The 14,438-nt window shown below is 66.3% G+C and carries 13 protein-coding genes and 1 riboswitch; of the genes, 5 read left to right on the forward strand and 8 right to left on the reverse strand.

The annotated features are described in order from the left end of the window. Positions 1-3: 3 nt before the first annotated feature. The 5 genes from EV641_RS25825 to EV641_RS25845 form a co-directional block, all read right to left on the reverse strand. A complete protein-coding gene (locus EV641_RS25825; protein WP_132475764.1) occupies positions 4-780 on the reverse strand; it encodes an ABC transporter ATP-binding protein in 777 nt (258 codons plus the stop codon). Then, positions 777-1,826: an iron chelate uptake ABC transporter family permease subunit gene (locus EV641_RS25830; protein WP_132475767.1), complete on the reverse strand. Its 1,050-nt coding sequence runs from the start codon at positions 1,824-1,826 to the stop codon at positions 777-779. Before EV641_RS25830 ends, EV641_RS25825 begins: the two co-directional genes overlap by 4 nt. Then, entirely contained in the window at positions 1,826-2,836 is a 1,011-nt protein-coding gene (locus EV641_RS25835) for an ABC transporter substrate-binding protein (protein ID WP_132475845.1), read from the reverse strand. Before EV641_RS25835 ends, EV641_RS25830 begins: the two co-directional genes overlap by 1 nt. Before the next feature lie 89 nt (positions 2,837-2,925). Continuing rightward, positions 2,926-3,096, reverse strand: a riboswitch (cobalamin riboswitch). A gap of 66 nt (positions 3,097-3,162) precedes the next feature. After that, the gene (locus EV641_RS25840) at positions 3,163-3,891 is read right to left on the reverse strand and encodes an IclR family transcriptional regulator C-terminal domain-containing protein (protein ID WP_132475770.1); all 729 of its coding nucleotides are present in this window, start codon (positions 3,889-3,891) and stop codon (positions 3,163-3,165) included. Beyond that, positions 3,888-5,405, reverse strand: coding sequence for an APC family permease (locus EV641_RS25845; protein ID WP_054713707.1), 1,518 nt, complete (start codon positions 5,403-5,405; stop codon positions 3,888-3,890). Before EV641_RS25845 ends, EV641_RS25840 begins: the two co-directional genes overlap by 4 nt. Positions 5,406-5,657: 252 nt before the next feature. Between EV641_RS25845 and EV641_RS25850 the strand changes: the two genes are divergently transcribed. The 3 genes from EV641_RS25850 to tatA are packed head-to-tail and all read left to right on the forward strand — an operon-like array spanning position 5,658 to position 8,178. Continuing rightward, positions 5,658-7,235: a flavin monoamine oxidase family protein gene (locus EV641_RS25850; RefSeq protein WP_132475848.1), complete on the forward strand. Its 1,578-nt coding sequence runs from the start codon at positions 5,658-5,660 to the stop codon at positions 7,233-7,235. A 26-nt stretch (positions 7,236-7,261) separates the two neighbouring features. Continuing rightward, positions 7,262-7,939: a Rid family hydrolase gene (locus EV641_RS25855; protein ID WP_132475773.1), complete on the forward strand. Its 678-nt coding sequence runs from the start codon at positions 7,262-7,264 to the stop codon at positions 7,937-7,939. Next, positions 7,939-8,178 (forward strand): Sec-independent protein translocase subunit TatA, encoded by a 240-nt coding sequence (tatA, locus tag EV641_RS30000; RefSeq protein WP_241997477.1) that lies wholly within the window; start codon positions 7,939-7,941, stop codon positions 8,176-8,178. The genes EV641_RS25855 and tatA overlap by 1 nt, the downstream gene beginning before the upstream one ends. Positions 8,179-8,229: 51 nt before the next feature. On the opposite strand, the gene EV641_RS25865 is transcribed toward tatA, so the two are convergent. Further along, positions 8,230-9,123 (reverse strand): SDR family oxidoreductase, encoded by an 894-nt coding sequence (locus tag EV641_RS25865; protein ID WP_132475776.1) that lies wholly within the window; start codon positions 9,121-9,123, stop codon positions 8,230-8,232. Between the two features lie 122 nt (positions 9,124-9,245). Here EV641_RS25865 and EV641_RS29570 point away from each other — a divergent pair, with 122 nt between their 5' ends. Both EV641_RS29570 and EV641_RS25870 read left to right on the forward strand, forming a co-directional pair. Then, entirely contained in the window at positions 9,246-9,416 is a 171-nt protein-coding gene (locus tag EV641_RS29570; RefSeq protein ID WP_199233391.1) for a hypothetical protein, read from the forward strand. A gap of 105 nt (positions 9,417-9,521) precedes the next feature. After that, positions 9,522-10,034 carry a hypothetical protein gene (locus EV641_RS25870; RefSeq protein WP_054713710.1) on the forward strand — a complete coding sequence of 171 codons (513 nt, stop codon included), beginning with the start codon at positions 9,522-9,524 and terminating at the stop codon, positions 10,032-10,034. Here EV641_RS25870 and cobF read toward each other — a convergent pair. Next, complete coding sequence (cobF, locus tag EV641_RS25875; protein ID WP_132475779.1) at positions 10,028-10,804, reverse strand: precorrin-6A synthase (deacetylating); 777 nt, start codon at positions 10,802-10,804, stop codon at positions 10,028-10,030. The two genes, EV641_RS25870 and cobF, sit on opposite strands and share 7 nt — an antisense overlap. After that, positions 10,801-14,397, reverse strand: coding sequence for a cobaltochelatase subunit CobN (gene cobN, locus EV641_RS25880; protein ID WP_132475782.1), 3,597 nt, complete (start codon positions 14,395-14,397; stop codon positions 10,801-10,803). Before cobN ends, cobF begins: the two co-directional genes overlap by 4 nt. Positions 14,398-14,438 lie beyond the last annotated feature (41 nt).

Here is a 14,438-nt window from a genome sequence, read left to right on the forward strand (position 1 = left end):
GAATCACGCACGGGCAGCAGGGCTGCGCAACCTGTGATAGCGAATCACAGGGACACCGTCGTCGACGGTCACCGTCGCGTGCACCCCGTACACCTGCTCGATCATCTCGGCGGTCAGCGCCTCGGACGGTGTGCCGTGCGCAACGATCCGGCCTTTCGAGAGCACCACGACCCGATCGCAGAACATCGCCGCGAGATTGAGATCGTGCAACGCCACGTAGCTGGTCACCGGAAGTGCCGCGACCCGTTCGAGAATGTCGAGCTGGTGCTGGATGTCGAGGTGGTTCGTCGGCTCGTCCAGCAGCAGTTCTTCGGGTTCCTGCGCGAGGGCCCGGGCGATCTGCGCTCGCTGACGTTCCCCACCCGACATCGAGCGCCACAACCGGTCGGCGAACTCGGCCATCCCCGTCACGGCAAGGGCACGGTCGATGGCGTCCGCTCCGCCGTCGTCGCGTCCGAACACATCGGCGTGCGGAATCCTGCCGAGTCGCACCACATCCCGCACCCGGATGTCGACCTCGGTGTGCGCGTGTTGCCCGACCATCGCAACCCGGCGCGCCAGATCACGGCGCCCGAGACTCCCGATGTCCTGTCCATCGAGAGCCACCGACCCCTCATCGGGACGATCGATGCCTGCGAGCAAGCGCAGGAGGGACGATTTACCCGACCCGTTCGGCCCCAACAGCCCGATCGTCTCGCCCTGCACAGGTTCGATCGTCACGTCGTCGATGACGAGATTCCCACCGCGGCTCCACCGCAGCGACTTTGCGGACAGTGTCACGGCGTACTCCTCGTACGGAACAGGATCAGCGCAAAGGCCGGCACGCCGATCAGAGCGGTCACCACACCCACCGGTACCTCCTGCGGTGCGAACACGGTGCGGGCCACCGCATCCACCCACACCATGAACACTGCACCCACCACGGCGGTGACGGGCACGAGATGACTGTGCCGGGGACCCACCAGGAATCGTGCCGCGTGTGGCAGGACGAGACCGACGAACCCGATTGCGCCCGCAGCGCTGACCAGCACGGCGGTGATCAGAGCGGTCACCAACAGGAACATCAGCCGGGTACGTCCCACCGAGATCCCGAGCGTCGCGGCGGTCGACGAACCGAATGTGAATGCGTCCAGAGAGGACGCCTTGACCAGACACACCACGATGCCCAGCGCACACACCGCGCCGCAGAGCGCCACATCGCTCCACGTAGCACCGGACAGCGACCCCAGCAACCAGAACAGCACCCCACGGGTGCGCTCCGCATCGGCGGACGAGATGACGATGAACGACGTCAACGCCGAGAACAGCTGGGTCCCTGCCACGCCCGCGAGCACCACGCGCGAAGTACCTCCGCCCGCGCCGGTCGCAAGCAACAGGACGAGCGCGAACGACACGAGCGCGCCCAGGAAGGCACCGCTCGACAACGACACGGCACCGCCACCGATGCCCAGCACCGCGATCATCACGGCACCGGTCGACGCACCCGACGAGATCCCCAGGACGAACGGATCCGCCAGCGGGTTGCGCAGCAGTGACTGCATGATCACGCCGCACACCGCGAGACCCGCGCCGCACACCGCGGCCAGCAGGGTCCGCGGCAGCCTCAGCTCCCAGACGATCCCCTCACGGATCGCGCTGACCGAGCTGTCTGCCAACCCCACCCGGTCGAAGATGACCGCGTAGACGTCCGACACAGAGAGTTCGGCCGGGCCGATCGTGACGGTCACTGCGATCGAGAACGCCAGTACCACCAGCCCGACCACGACGACGACCGCTGCGACCGGGGTACGTTCGGCAGGCGACCGGTACTTCGTCGCCGACACCATCAGCCCGCGAGATTCCACTCGCGCAGAGCGCCGGCCACCTTCTCGATGCCGTCGATCGTACGAATCGACGGGTTCATGTCGGCACCGTTGACGACGATGTACCGCTGGTTCTGCACAGCCGTCAGACGCTGGGTGACCGGATTCGATTCGAGGAATTCGATCTTGCTGTCCAGCGCGTCACCCGCGATGCTGCGCCGGCTCAGATCGCCGAGTACCAGTGCCGTGGGATCACGATCGAGGATCGACTCCCAGCTCACCTGCGGCCACTCGTTCGTGGTGTCGTCGAAGACGTTCTTCGCGCCGACGGAGTCGGTGATGATGCCCGACGAACCGCAGCAGCCCGCGACATACGGGGTGGCAGTGTCGGCGAACCAGTACGCAAGCGACACCCCGGATCCGTCGACATCACCCGCGGCGCTCTCATATCGCTGCTGAAGCTCGGCGACGAACCCTTCTCCACGCTCGGTGACGTCGAAGATCGCCGCGAGTTCGCGGATCTCCTTGTACACCGCGTCCATCGTCAGCGGCTCGGTCCGGTTGCCATCGGAGTTGACGCTGTTGTCGTCCTTGCCGTCGCAGTCGGTGGGCGACAGGTACGACGGGACCCCGAGCTGCTCGAACTGCTCCGATGTCGCGACTCCGCCCTCGCCGAGGGTGCCCCCGAAGGAGGCCGACACGAAGTCGGGTTCGGTGTCGAGCACGACCTCGAAGGAAGGATTATTGTCGGCGAGGCGCGGGACCTTCTCGTTCTCGGCTGCGAGGTTCTCGCGCACCGGGTCGGTCCAGGTCGCGGTGCCGACCATGCGGTCGGCAAGGCCGAGCGACAGCAGGATTTCCGTCGACCCCTGGTTGAGGGACACGGCCCGCTGCGGTGGGGCGTCGACAGTGATCTCTCGGCCACAGTTCTGGATGGTCAGCGGGTAGCTCGTCGATCCCGATGCGGCGCGGGCCGCCTGCTGATCAGTGGCGTCGGAGTCTGTGTCGCTCGACGAGCAGCCGGCAACGGTCATCGCCACGGCGACGAAGGCGACGCCTGCGCGCAGTACCCTGTGCCGCCGCTCACGGGCGGCGAAAATCGAAATACTCATGTCCATCCTCGTGGTATTGCTTCGGCCGACGCAGGTGTCCTGGCTCCCGGATCGACGCTTTCCCCCGGCCTTCCAGCCCGTGCGGGCCGTGACCATGAAATCGGGGGGCAGCTCCTCGGTGACAGTTGCGGGACAGCCCCGGATTCACACCGGTGTTCCCTACGTCGGTTCGAACAGTACAAGACCGGCCTCGGTACCCGAGCCATGGATCCCTCGTCCCACCTGGCCGCTCGTGGTCAGAGGACGGCTCATGACTCTTGCAGCAGCGAGGCGTACGACCGCAGCAGCTCCCAGAGGGCCGAATCTTTCACATCGAGCCTGCCGGTGCGCCCGGTGGCAGTCAGTGCACCGGCGAGCCGACCGTCGTTCGTACGCACCGGCACTGCGAGTGCGGTCCGCCCGATGCGGCTCTCGTCGACCTCGTATGCGGCATCCGAGTCCTGGACGTTCTGCAGTTCCGCTATCAATTCCGTCGGCTCGATCTTGGTGCGGTCGGTGATGCGGCGCAACGGCCCGTTCCCGATCAATTCGGGTCGCTGCGCCAGAAGCAGCTTCCCGATCGCCGACGCGTGCAGGTGTGTCGTCCACGTCGATTCACCGGACAGCTCATGGTCCGGATCGCGGTCCACCAGGTGCACTCGCCCACCACTGTAAGAGGCGAGGTAGATCCCGTACCGAGTCCGGGTTCGCAGTTCTTCGACGACAGGACCCGCGACGTCCTCAACTGGATCGGGCGCAGCCGACGCGAGTTCCCGGATACGACGTCCGAGAGCGAAACCCGACAGGTCCTCCACTCTCACGAGATACCCGTCGGCCACAAGGAGGTTGAGCAGCCGGTACGCGGTCGCAGGCGGAGTTCCGGTCAGTGTCGCAATGTCTCGTGCCGACGTACCCGCACCGAGGGAGGCGACGGCCTCCAACATCGCGAGGGCACGTTGAACGGCTCGCGGTTCGTGTCCTGCCGATCCGATACTCATCGGTGCTCCGCGCCCGGGTGGTCGACGCCGACGAGAGCAACGTCACCGCGCGCATTCTCGGCGAATACACCCGCGCCGGGAAGCACGTCCTCAGAGCCCGGGCTGTCGAAGATCCCGACAGCGGCAAGACTCGCCGGCCGGACCCTGCTCAGGTGCAGATACCAGAGAGTCGCCGCCATCGGGAAAGCACACACGGCGACGAGCGCACCGTACCGCCCGTCCAGTACGTGCCCGGCAACGATGAACCCGATCGCCGCGGCACCGGTACCAGCAGCGATGCCACCCGCCCAGGCGATGAGTACCGTCGACTCCCGGATCCGCGCGAGAAACGCCACCGCCGAGGCAGCTACCAGGACATAGGCGATGAGAAGCGCGATTCGTAGCGTGACGTTGAGCCAGTCCGGTCGGGGACCGAATACTGCAACGCTCAGCGCGATGGACGCGAGGACCGTCATGGCCGTGACGAGCGCGACCCACGGGGTCCGCAGTCTTCTGTGCACCGCCCCGAGCACACTCGGAAGGACTCCCTCGACGCCCATCGAGTACATCAATCTGGACGCCGCGTTCGACGAGGCCATCGCCGACGCGAGCCACGAACAACACATTCCGAGATGCAGCAGCGCCACAATCACGGGGCTCACACCGGTCGACGTGCCGTGCAGGTAAGCCCCGACCAGGGCGTCGGCGCGCCCGCTCCAGGCGGCCCAGCCGGCGAGTATGAACAACATTCCGCAGATGATCGGGGTTGCGAGCACAGTCCGCGTGACGGTGATCATCGGGCGGCGCGCCTCGGGCGCAATGAACGTCGCGCTTTCGAATCCGGCGAGTGCGAACACCGCAGCGAGTGCGACGGGAAGCCACATCCCGGTGCTGCCATCGGGAGCCGGTTGCACCGGCGACGAGTCCGCATCGGAGACCACCATCAGCCCGACGACGAAGATCAGCGAGCAGGCCTCGATCACGAGTATCGCGACTGCCGCGAACCGCACTCCACGCAACAACGCGACCAGAATCCCGGTCGCGATCACCAGGTACACCACCAGCGTTGCGGGGCCTCGAATCTCGACTCCGCACTGTTCTGCGACGGTGATCACCGCAAGCCCACCGGAATACAGGCTGAATGCACCGCTGACCAGGTACTTCATCGCCATCGCGATGCCCGTGGTCAAGGCTGCCCGCGTGCCGAGCCCTTTCGCGACGAAGGTGTAGAAGCCCCCGGACGCGACCATCCTCCGGGTGAACTGTGTGGTGCACCAGGCGATCATGGTGACGAAGACCGTCGCCACGACAGTGACGATCAGACCTGAGGCCAACGCGTGGTTGGTGTGCATGGCGACGGGCAGCAGCACCATCGAGGCCGCCGGCGCTGTGGTGGCAATGGATTGGCCCAGAACCTCCCAGCCCGACAGCTGTCTGCGGCCGAGCGCATGGAGCGGCGACACTGCTGCACGCCGCGGTTGCTGCGATGCGAACGACCGCGCGATCGCATCCGCCAATGCAGATGACTCGGTCATGGCACCTCCCCGTATCAGCGGCGAACTCGAATCCGGCTCGCAGAACCTAGCCACACCGTGTTTCCCGAACGTTTCAGATGTGAGTCGGACACACCACCCCGAGTGAGAAAGGTTTCGCTCGGTCACTCTCACTCTCCGCAGCGGAACCGTTGCCTCGACGTAGCGATCCGGACTCACCGTCGCTCCACGATTGCTCCCGAACAACCTCAGGGCGATGGGAGACACGAAGTGAGCGTCACCAGAAGATCATTCATGCGGGGACTCGGCATGACCGGCGGTGTCGGGCTGGCATACGGCGCGATGTCGACTCTCGGCCTCGCTCCGTCGGTGGCCGGCACCCCCAACCGGTTCCAGGCCCCCGCGATGGGCGACCTCATCGGAACGGCACCGGGAAACCACTCGGTGGTCATCCTCGGCGGTGGTCCCGCAGGTCTGTGCGCGGCCTACGAACTGGGTAAGGGCGGATACGACGTCACTGTCCTCGAGGCTCGCACCCGCCCGGGTGGACGCGTCTATTCGGTGCGCGGCGGCACCCGGGAGACCGAGATCGGTGGCGAAGAGCAGATCTGCACATTCGCAGACGGCCACTACTACAACCTCGGCGCCACCCGCATCCCGCAGAGCCACATCACGCTCGACTACTGCCACGAACTCGGCGTGGAAATCCAACCGTTCGGCAATCAGAACGCGAACACGCTGGTCAATTACCAGAGCAACACTCCGGTCTCCGGGCAGTCGGTCCAGTACCGCGCCGCGAAGGCCGACGTCTACGGCTACATGTCGGAACTGCTGCACAAAGCGACGTCGCGCGGCGCACTGGACGACGTGCTGTCCCCCGACGACAAGGACGCGCTCTCGGAGTTCCTCAGCGACTTCGGCGATCTGTCCGGCGACGGTCGTTACATCGGCTCGTCACGCCGTGGGTTCTCCGACGAGCCCGGTGCGGGTCTCGACTTCGGCACCCAGACCGAACCGTTCGCGATGACCGACGTGATCCGCTCAGGCCTCGGACGCAACTTCAGCTTCGAGTTCGGCTACGACCAGGCCACGATCATGATGACGCCGGTCGGCGGCATGGACCGCATCTACCACGCGTTCCAGGACAGGATCGGCACCGACAAGATCCACTTCGGTGCAGAGGTGATCTCGATGAAGAACGTCGCTGACGGTGTCACAGTGACCTACACGCAGGACGGCTCACGGAAGTCGATCACCGCCGACTACTGCATCTGCACGGTCCCGCCGAACCTGATCGGGCGCCTCGACAACAACCTGCCCGCCGATGTCCTGAACGCATTGACCGCGGCGGTCCCGTCGCCGGGCGGCAAACTCGGCATCGAGTACACCCGCCGTTGGTGGGAGACCGAAGACCGCATCTACGGCGGCGCGTCGAGCACCGACAAGGACATCACCCAGATCATGTTCCCGTACGACCACTACGGTTCGGACCGCGGTGTCGTCGTTGGCTACTACACCAGCGGAAGAAGCCACCTCGCCTTCGAATCCCTCACCCCCAAGCAGCGTTTGGACAAAGCCGTCGCCGAGGGAATGACAATCCACGGTGAGAAGTACGGCCGCGACATCGCGTCCTCGTTCTCCGGCAGCTGGCGTCGCATGAAGTACTCCGAGGGTGCCTGGGTGAGCTGGAAGGGCTCCACTTACGGGCACGATCCTGTCGCCACTCCCGAATACGAGCTGTTGCTGAAGCCTGTCGACCGCATCTACTTCGCCGGAGACCACCTCTCGAACGCGATCGCATGGCAGCACGGCGCATTCACTTCCGCCCGCGACGTCGTCACCGCGCTGCACCAGCGTGTCGCGGCGGCCTGACCACCAACTACTTCTCAGGAGAAGCCATGAAACGCACCACTGTCCGCACTGCAGCTCTGGCCGTAGGCCTCGCCACCACCGCAGTCGTGCTGACCGCCTGCTCCTCGGACACCGATGACGACGCCGCAGCGCCCAGCGCCCCGACCCCCGTCGCGGAAGCGGTGATCACACCCGGGGAGACGAATCCGATGATTGCGCAGGGCGTCACGATCAGTGCAGGCGCAACCGTCTACAAGACCAGCGGGCTCGGTCCGACGGTATCGAACACTTCTGCGCCACAGGGCAGTCCGGAGTCGTACGTCGCCTCGCAGTTCGCGGGCGGCGAGCTGCCGGAGGGCGTGACGGTCACCGAGGCCCAGGGAATCAACGTGCTCGAGAACATCCGTGCGAATCTGGAGACGCAGGGTCTGACCCTCGCCGACGTCACGACCATGCGGGTTTTCCTCGACAACCCGCCGGGTTCCGACGTCGCCGATTTCGGGGGATGGAACCGTGCCTACCGCCAGTTCTTCGCGAACACGAACCTCGAGACCGGCGAGACCGAACTCGTTCCGCTGGGGACCACCGAACCTGCAGCGCCGCTCGAGCGGAACGCAGCCCGTCCGACCCGCTTCGCGCTCGAGGTCGGCAGCCTCCCTGTTCCGGGCTGGCTCGTCGAGGTCGAGGTCGACGCGGTGTATCCCACGGATGAGGCGGTCGGCTGATGGGCGCGATGAGCCCGGCGCACTGGGCGATCGTCGCGGTGGTCCTGCTGGTTCTGTTCGGGTCCAAGAAACTGCCCGAAGCCGCCCGCGGGCTGGGCAGGTCGCTGCGGATCCTGAAGTCGGAAGTCGGCGAGATGCACGCGGACCGGCCCGCCGCGCTCGGTGCTCGAGATCAGGACCCGACACACGAGCCGGTGAACCATATGCGGGCCGCGAACACAACAGAGCACAATCCGTAGGATGCGGCGGCGCATCGGACGACGCCGGTGGACCGGCAGCGGGTCGGACCGTCAGCCGAAGGGTGTACCGCCCGTGACCGCGATGGTCTCACCGGTGATATAGCTCGATTCCTGGGACGCGAGGAAGACGTACGCGGGGGCGAGCTCGGCCGGTTGCCCCGGACGGCCGAGCGGGACGTCGGCACCGAAGTGCTCGTAGGCCTCACGGGTCATCGTCGCCGGAATCAAGGGAGTCCAGATCGGTCCGGGTGCGACCGCATTGACGCGTATCCCTCTCGCCGCGACGTCCCCCGCGAGGCCTCTGGTGAAGTTCACGATCCCGGCTTTGCTGGTCGCGTAGTCGAGCAGTCCGGGAGATGGGCTGGTGGCCTGGATCGACGTGGTGTTCACGATTGCGGAACCCGGAAGCATGTCGGCCACCGCGAACTTGCAGAGCCAGAACAGCGCATACAGGTTGGTCTTCATCACCCGATCGAACCGGTCGGTGGTCATGTCGGTGATACCACCCGGCTCCATATGCTGGTAGGCAGCATTGTTGACGAGAATGTCGATGCCGCCCAGTTCGGACACGGTGTTACGGATCAGGTCGCGGCAGAACTCCTCGGATCGGATATCGCCCGGTGCCGCCACTGCACGGCGTCCCGCATCCTCGATCAAGGCGACGGTGCGGCGTGCGTCGTCGTCTTCGTCGAGAAAACCCACAACGACGTCAGCGCCTTCTCGCGCGAACGCAACGGCCACGGCCCGCCCTATGCCCGAATCTGCGCCGGTCACGAGGGCACGCCTGCCGTCGAGGCGGCCACTGCCCCGATACGTGTGCTCCCCGTGGTCGGGCTCCGACACCATCTCGGAGGTGTGTCCCGGATACGGGATCTCCTCCTGTTCAGCGAGCGGTGGCGTCGGGTACTGCTCCCCGGGGTGCTGCATGCGGTGCTGATCTGACATCGGATCCTCCCGGACATCGCGTGTGTCGTCTTCGTACCCGGTCGGCCACGGCGCCACACACGGTTGGAAGCGGCAGCTCGGGGGTATGCAGGACAGGCACACCTCGACGAAAGGGCACCGACGTGAGCGCACACAAGGATCCGGAAACGGCCGGCACCGCGCGCGGCAAGGACGGTACACCGCCCGACGTGGTATCCGATCCCGCGCAGTCGACGGAGCAGGACTCCTCCGACTGGACGGATGAGGGCGGCGCAACGCCATCAGGACCTGCAACCGATACGGACAAGGACTGACGCCTCTACCCACCTGGGGTTTACCCTGGTAGTCGACACCTTCCACCGGGTCGAGCAGGGGCGGCCATAATGGCTTCTCGTGTGGTCGAACGAGGAGGCATACACGTGAGTGAGAACCTGTCGGCGTACCAGAGAGACTTCGCGCGGATCGAGAAGAGGATCGCCGGGGAGTTCGACCCAGGGCGACGGCGCTGGGTGCTCGCCGGGTGCATCGCATTGCTGATCGTCGGGCTTGTTCTTCCGCAGACGTCGTCGGCCTGGTCGTGGACAGTTCTCGCGGGCTGGTTCGGCGACAGTGCGGCGGTATCGATGCTGATGCGGGTCTTCTTGACGTTGACCGTGGTGTTCGGTGTGCTGGTCTCTTCCGCTGCGCTGTGCCTGCGACGCTGGCGGCTGGCGTCGGCGGCGATGCTCGGCTCCGGGCTCGCGTCGCTGTTCGGGTTGTTGGGCTACTGGTCGCAGGCAGGCATGATCGCCGACGGACCACATGCACCGGGCATCGGCATGATCCTGAACTGGCTCGTCATGATCGCGATGACCTCGCAGTGGCTACCGATCGTACTCAGCAAGTCCCCCACCGACACGCGGCCTCGCCCGACCCTGATCCGGTCTCACTGACCCCGATCTTTATGCGTGGCTGATTCTGCGCGGCGCAGCAGATAGGTGTCCATCACCCAGCCGCGCGCGGCCTTGGCCCGAGCCCGCGCAGAATCGATGGCGTCGAGCACGTCACCCAAGCGTCCCGCGACGGCCTCCTCGTCGCTCGTCCCCAGATTCGCTCCCCACCAGATGTCCCAGTCGCCGTCGAGGTCGCGGCAGGCGAGCTGCCCGTCCAGCATGACGACGATATTGTCGGCGCCCGACGCGACTTCCGTACCGAGGCGCCGGCCGGTGGTGATCGTGATCGGTCCGCCGATCCTGTTGAACACCAACCGATGTCGCGCGGCCAGAAGCTGGATGCTGCTCACGCCGGGAACGACATCGTAGTCGATGTCCAGTACACCGCGATCGCGGATGCGTTCGACGACTCGGATGGTGCTGTCGTACAGGCTCGGATCGCCCCACACCAAGAATCCGACCGTCTCGTCGTCGCGGACCTCCGCGTGCAGCACCGCCTCGTACGCCTGTGCCCGGGCCGCGTGCCAGTCACGCACCTCCGTCCCGTACTGCTCGGGTGCGCGGTCGCGCGGCGGGTCGGGCACCACGATGGTGCGATACCGCCCGGTGGTGTGACGACCGAGAATCTGTGCGCGCACCATCACGAGATCGTCCACACCGCGCTGCTTGTCGGCGACGAGGAACACGTCGACGCTCTCGAGCGCCTTGACGGCCGCGACTGTGAGATCGTCCGGACCACCCGGTCCGATCCCGATCAGCCGCAACCTCATCCGCGATCCTCGAGATCACCTTCGACGTCGAGGTAGGCCTGCTGCAGCGCCTTCAGGGTCTCCGGGTCGGGTTCCGCCCACAATCCACGATCGGCTGCTTCGGTGAGTCGTTCGACGATGCCGCGCAGCGCCCACGGGTTGGCCTCGCGCAGGAACTCCTGGTTCTCGGAGTCGAGTGCGTAGTTCTGCGCAAGCGACTCGTACATCCAGTCCTCGACAACGCCGGCGGTGGCGTCGTACCCGAACAGATAGTCGACGGTCGCGGCGAGTTCGAACGCACCCTTGTAGCCGTGTCGGCGCATCGCTGATATCCAGCGCGGGTTGACGACGCGTGCGCGGAACACACGCGCGGTCTCCTCGCTGAGCGAGCGGGTCCGCACGGTGTCGGGGATCGTCGAGTCCCCGATGTACGCCTTCGGATCGTTGCCCGTGAGTGCGCGCACCGTGGCGACCATGCCGCCGTGGTACTGGAAGTAGTCGTCGGAGTCGGCGATGTCGTGCTCGCGGGTGTCGGTGTTCTTGGCTGCCACCGCGATCCGACGGTAATTGGCACGCATGTCGTCGGCAGCGGCGACGCCGTGCAGGTTGCGCCCGTACGCGAATCCGCCCCACGCGGTGTACACCTCGGCGAGGTCGGCGTCGGTGCGCCAGTTTCCGGAATCGATGAGCTGAAGGATTCCGGCACCGTACGAACCCGGCTTGGATCCGAAGATGCGGCGCACCGCGCGGTCGGAGTCGCCGTGTTCGGCCTCGTCGCGCGTGGCGTGGGCGCGGACGTAGTTCAGCTCGTCGGGCTCGTCCAGCGCTGCGATCATGCGGATCGCGTCGTCGAGCATGCCGATCACGTGCGGGAATGCGTCGCGGAAGAATCCGGAGATGCGCACGGTGACGTCGATGCGCGGTCGGCCGAGTTCCTCGAGCGGCACGATGGTGAGTTCTCGGACGCGACGGGATTCGGGGTCCCACTCGGGGCGGACGCCGATGAGTGCGAGTACCTCGGCGATGTCGTCGCCTGCGGTGCGCATCGCGGAGGTGCCCCACACCGACAGACCGACGGACTGCGGGTACTCACCGGTGTCGGCGAGATACCGCTCGATCAGTGCATTCGCGAGCGCCACACCCGTGTCGTACGCGAGCCTGCTCGGCACGGCCTTGGGATCGACGGTGTAGAAGTTCCGGCCCGTGGGCAGCACGTTGACCAAACCGCGCAGAGGCGAACCCGACGGACCAGCGGGAACGTACCCGCCGTCGAGGGCATGCAGGACGGCATCGAGTTCGTCGGTGGTCTGTGCGAGGCGCGGAACCACCTGTTCGGCTGCGAAGGTCAGCACCCGCGACACCTCGCTGTCTGCGTGGCCGACTACCGATTCGACTGCGGCCGGGGCGGTATCGACATTCCAGCCGCCGTCTTCCATCGCCTGCACGAGCGCGCGGGCCTGGGCTTCGATCGCGTCGACCTCGGCCAGCGGCGCGTCGGTCTTCAGTCCGAGTGCGGTCCGCAGCCCGGGCACCGCGTGGCTCTTACCACCCCACACCTGTGCGGCGCGCAGGATCGACAGCACCAGGTTGACGCGTGCTTCGCCTTCGGGGGCGGCGCCGAGCACGTGCAACCCGTCGCGGATCTGAGCATCCTTGACCTCGCACAGCCAGCCGTCGACGTGCAGCAGGAAATCGTCGAACTCGGCGTCGTGCGGCCGGTCGTCGAGCCCGAGATCGTGGTCGAGTTTCGCGGCCTGGATCAGCGTCCAGATCTGCGCGCGGATCGCGGGCAGCTTCGCGGGGTCCATCGCCGCGATATTGGAGTACTCGTCGAGCAGCTGCTCGAGCCTCGCGATGTCGCCGTACGACTCCGCGCGGGCCATCGGCGGGATCAGGTGATCGACGATCGTGGCGTGTGCGCGGCGCTTGGCCTGCGCACCCTCGCCGGGATCGTTGACCAGGAACGGGTAGATCAGCGGCAGGTTCCCGATGGCGGCATCGGTCGCGCACGATGCGGACATCCCCGCATTCTTTCCGGGTAACCACTCCATCGAGCCGTGCTTGCCGAGATGGACGACGGCATCGGCACCGAAACCCTGCTCGACCCACCGGTACGCGGCGAGGTAATGGTGCGACGGTGCCATGTCGGGGTCGTGGTAGATCGCAACCGGGTTCTCGCCGAATCCGCGCGGCGGCTGGATCATGAGGACGACATTGCCGGCCTGCAGCGTGGCCAGGACGATCGCGTCCCCGTCGACGAACAACGAACCGGGCGCGGGCCCCCACGCCTCGGTCATCGCGTCGGTGAGCTCGGCGGGCAGGTCCTTCGTCCACTCCACGTAGTCGGATGTGGTGACTCGCACCGGATTACCGGCGAGCTGGTCGGCTGTGAGCCATTCCTCGTCCTGCCCACCTGCGTCGATCAGCGCGTGGATCAGGGTATTTCCGGCTTCTGTGTCGTCCTCGATGTCCATCCCGGGGAAGCCGGCGCCGAGGTCGTATCCGATGTCGCGCAGTGCTCGCAGCATCTTGATCGCCGACACGGGGGTATCGAGACCGACGGCATTGCCGACGCGTGAATGCTTGGTGGGATATGCCGACAGCATGATCGCGATGCGCCGGTCGGCGGGCGGGACATGCCGCAGCCGGGCGTGCGCGACCGCGATGCCCGCCACGCGACGGCATCGTTCCGGGTCGGTGACGTAGCGAGGCAGGCCGTCGGAGTCGAGTTCCTTGAACGAGAACGGCACCGTGATGATGCGGCCGTCGAATTCGGGAACCGCGATCTGGGTCGCGGAGTCGAGCGGGGACACACCGTCGTCGGAGTCCGCCCAGCTGTCGCGACTCCACGTCAGGCACAGAGCTTGCAGAATCGGAATATCGAGCGCGGCAAGGGCTCCCACATCCCACGCCTCGTCCTCACCGCCGGCGCTCACCGTGGCGGGCTTGGTGCCACCGGCGGCGAGGACGGTCACGACGAGCGCGTCGAGGCTGCCGAGTTCGGCGAGCAGGCCGTCGGAGGCGCCACGCAGCGAGGCGCAGTGCACGACCACTCCCTGGACCTTACCCGTCGCGTCGATCGCGTCGGCCAGATCATGCGCGAACTGCACGTTTCCGCTGGTGTGGTGGGCACGATAGAACAGCACCCCCACCCGCGGCAGCGACTCGTTGACCGGCGTCGGCCGGTCGAGTACACCCCATTCGGGCAGTTCGGCGGGTGGCTCGAAGCCTTCACCGCCGAGCAGCACGGTGTCCGACAGGAACGCGTGGAGCTGAGCAAGGTTGGCAGGGCCGCCGTGGGCGAGATAGCGATGCGCCTCGGCGGCGGTCCCGATCGGCACCGTCGAGTAGCTCATGAGCTCGGCATCCGGTGTCTGTTCACCACCAAGGACGACGACCGGAACACCCCGTCCGAGGACGGCGTCGAGCCCGTTCTGCCAGGACCTGGCAGAGCCGAGAATCCGTACGATGACCAGGTCGGCGCCGTCGAGGAGTCCGCCCAGATCTGCGTCCACGTCGAGGCGCGACGGGTTCCCGACCACCCAATCGGCGCCGCTCGAACGGGCCGACAACAGGTCGGTGTCCGATGTCGACAGCAAAGCGAGGCGCGTCACGACGCAACCCGAAACTCGAGGCACACGGCCATGTTCAGTCT

Source organism: Rhodococcus sp. SMB37, assembly GCF_004345605.1.
Lineage (GTDB): Bacteria > Actinomycetota > Actinomycetes > Mycobacteriales > Mycobacteriaceae > Rhodococcus.

Bases quoted from the DNA above. Each gene is read 5' to 3' on its own strand.
- EV641_RS25855 (WP_132475773.1), top strand. From the start codon at position 7,262: ATGAAACGCACCACTGTCCGCACTGCAGCTCTGGCCGTAGGCCTCGCC.
- tatA (WP_241997477.1), top strand. From the start codon at position 7,939: ATGGGCGCGATGAGCCCGGCGCACTGGGCGATCGTCGCGGTGGTCCTG.
- cobF (WP_132475779.1), bottom strand. From the start codon at position 10,804: ATGAGGTTGCGGCTGATCGGGATCGGACCGGGTGGTCCGGACGATCTC.
- EV641_RS25840 (WP_132475770.1), bottom strand. From the start codon at position 3,891: ATGAGTATCGGATCGGCAGGACACGAACCGCGAGCCGTTCAACGTGCC.
- EV641_RS25865 (WP_132475776.1), bottom strand. From the start codon at position 9,123: ATGTCAGATCAGCACCGCATGCAGCACCCCGGGGAGCAGTACCCGACG.
- EV641_RS25845 (WP_054713707.1), bottom strand. From the start codon at position 5,405: ATGACCGAGTCATCTGCATTGGCGGATGCGATCGCGCGGTCGTTCGCA.
- EV641_RS25835 (WP_132475845.1), bottom strand. From the start codon at position 2,836: ATGACCGTTGCCGGCTGCTCGTCGAGCGACACAGACTCCGACGCCACT.
- EV641_RS25850 (WP_132475848.1), top strand. From the start codon at position 5,658: ATGCGGGGACTCGGCATGACCGGCGGTGTCGGGCTGGCATACGGCGCG.
- EV641_RS25830 (WP_132475767.1), bottom strand. From the start codon at position 1,826: ATGGTGTCGGCGACGAAGTACCGGTCGCCTGCCGAACGTACCCCGGTC.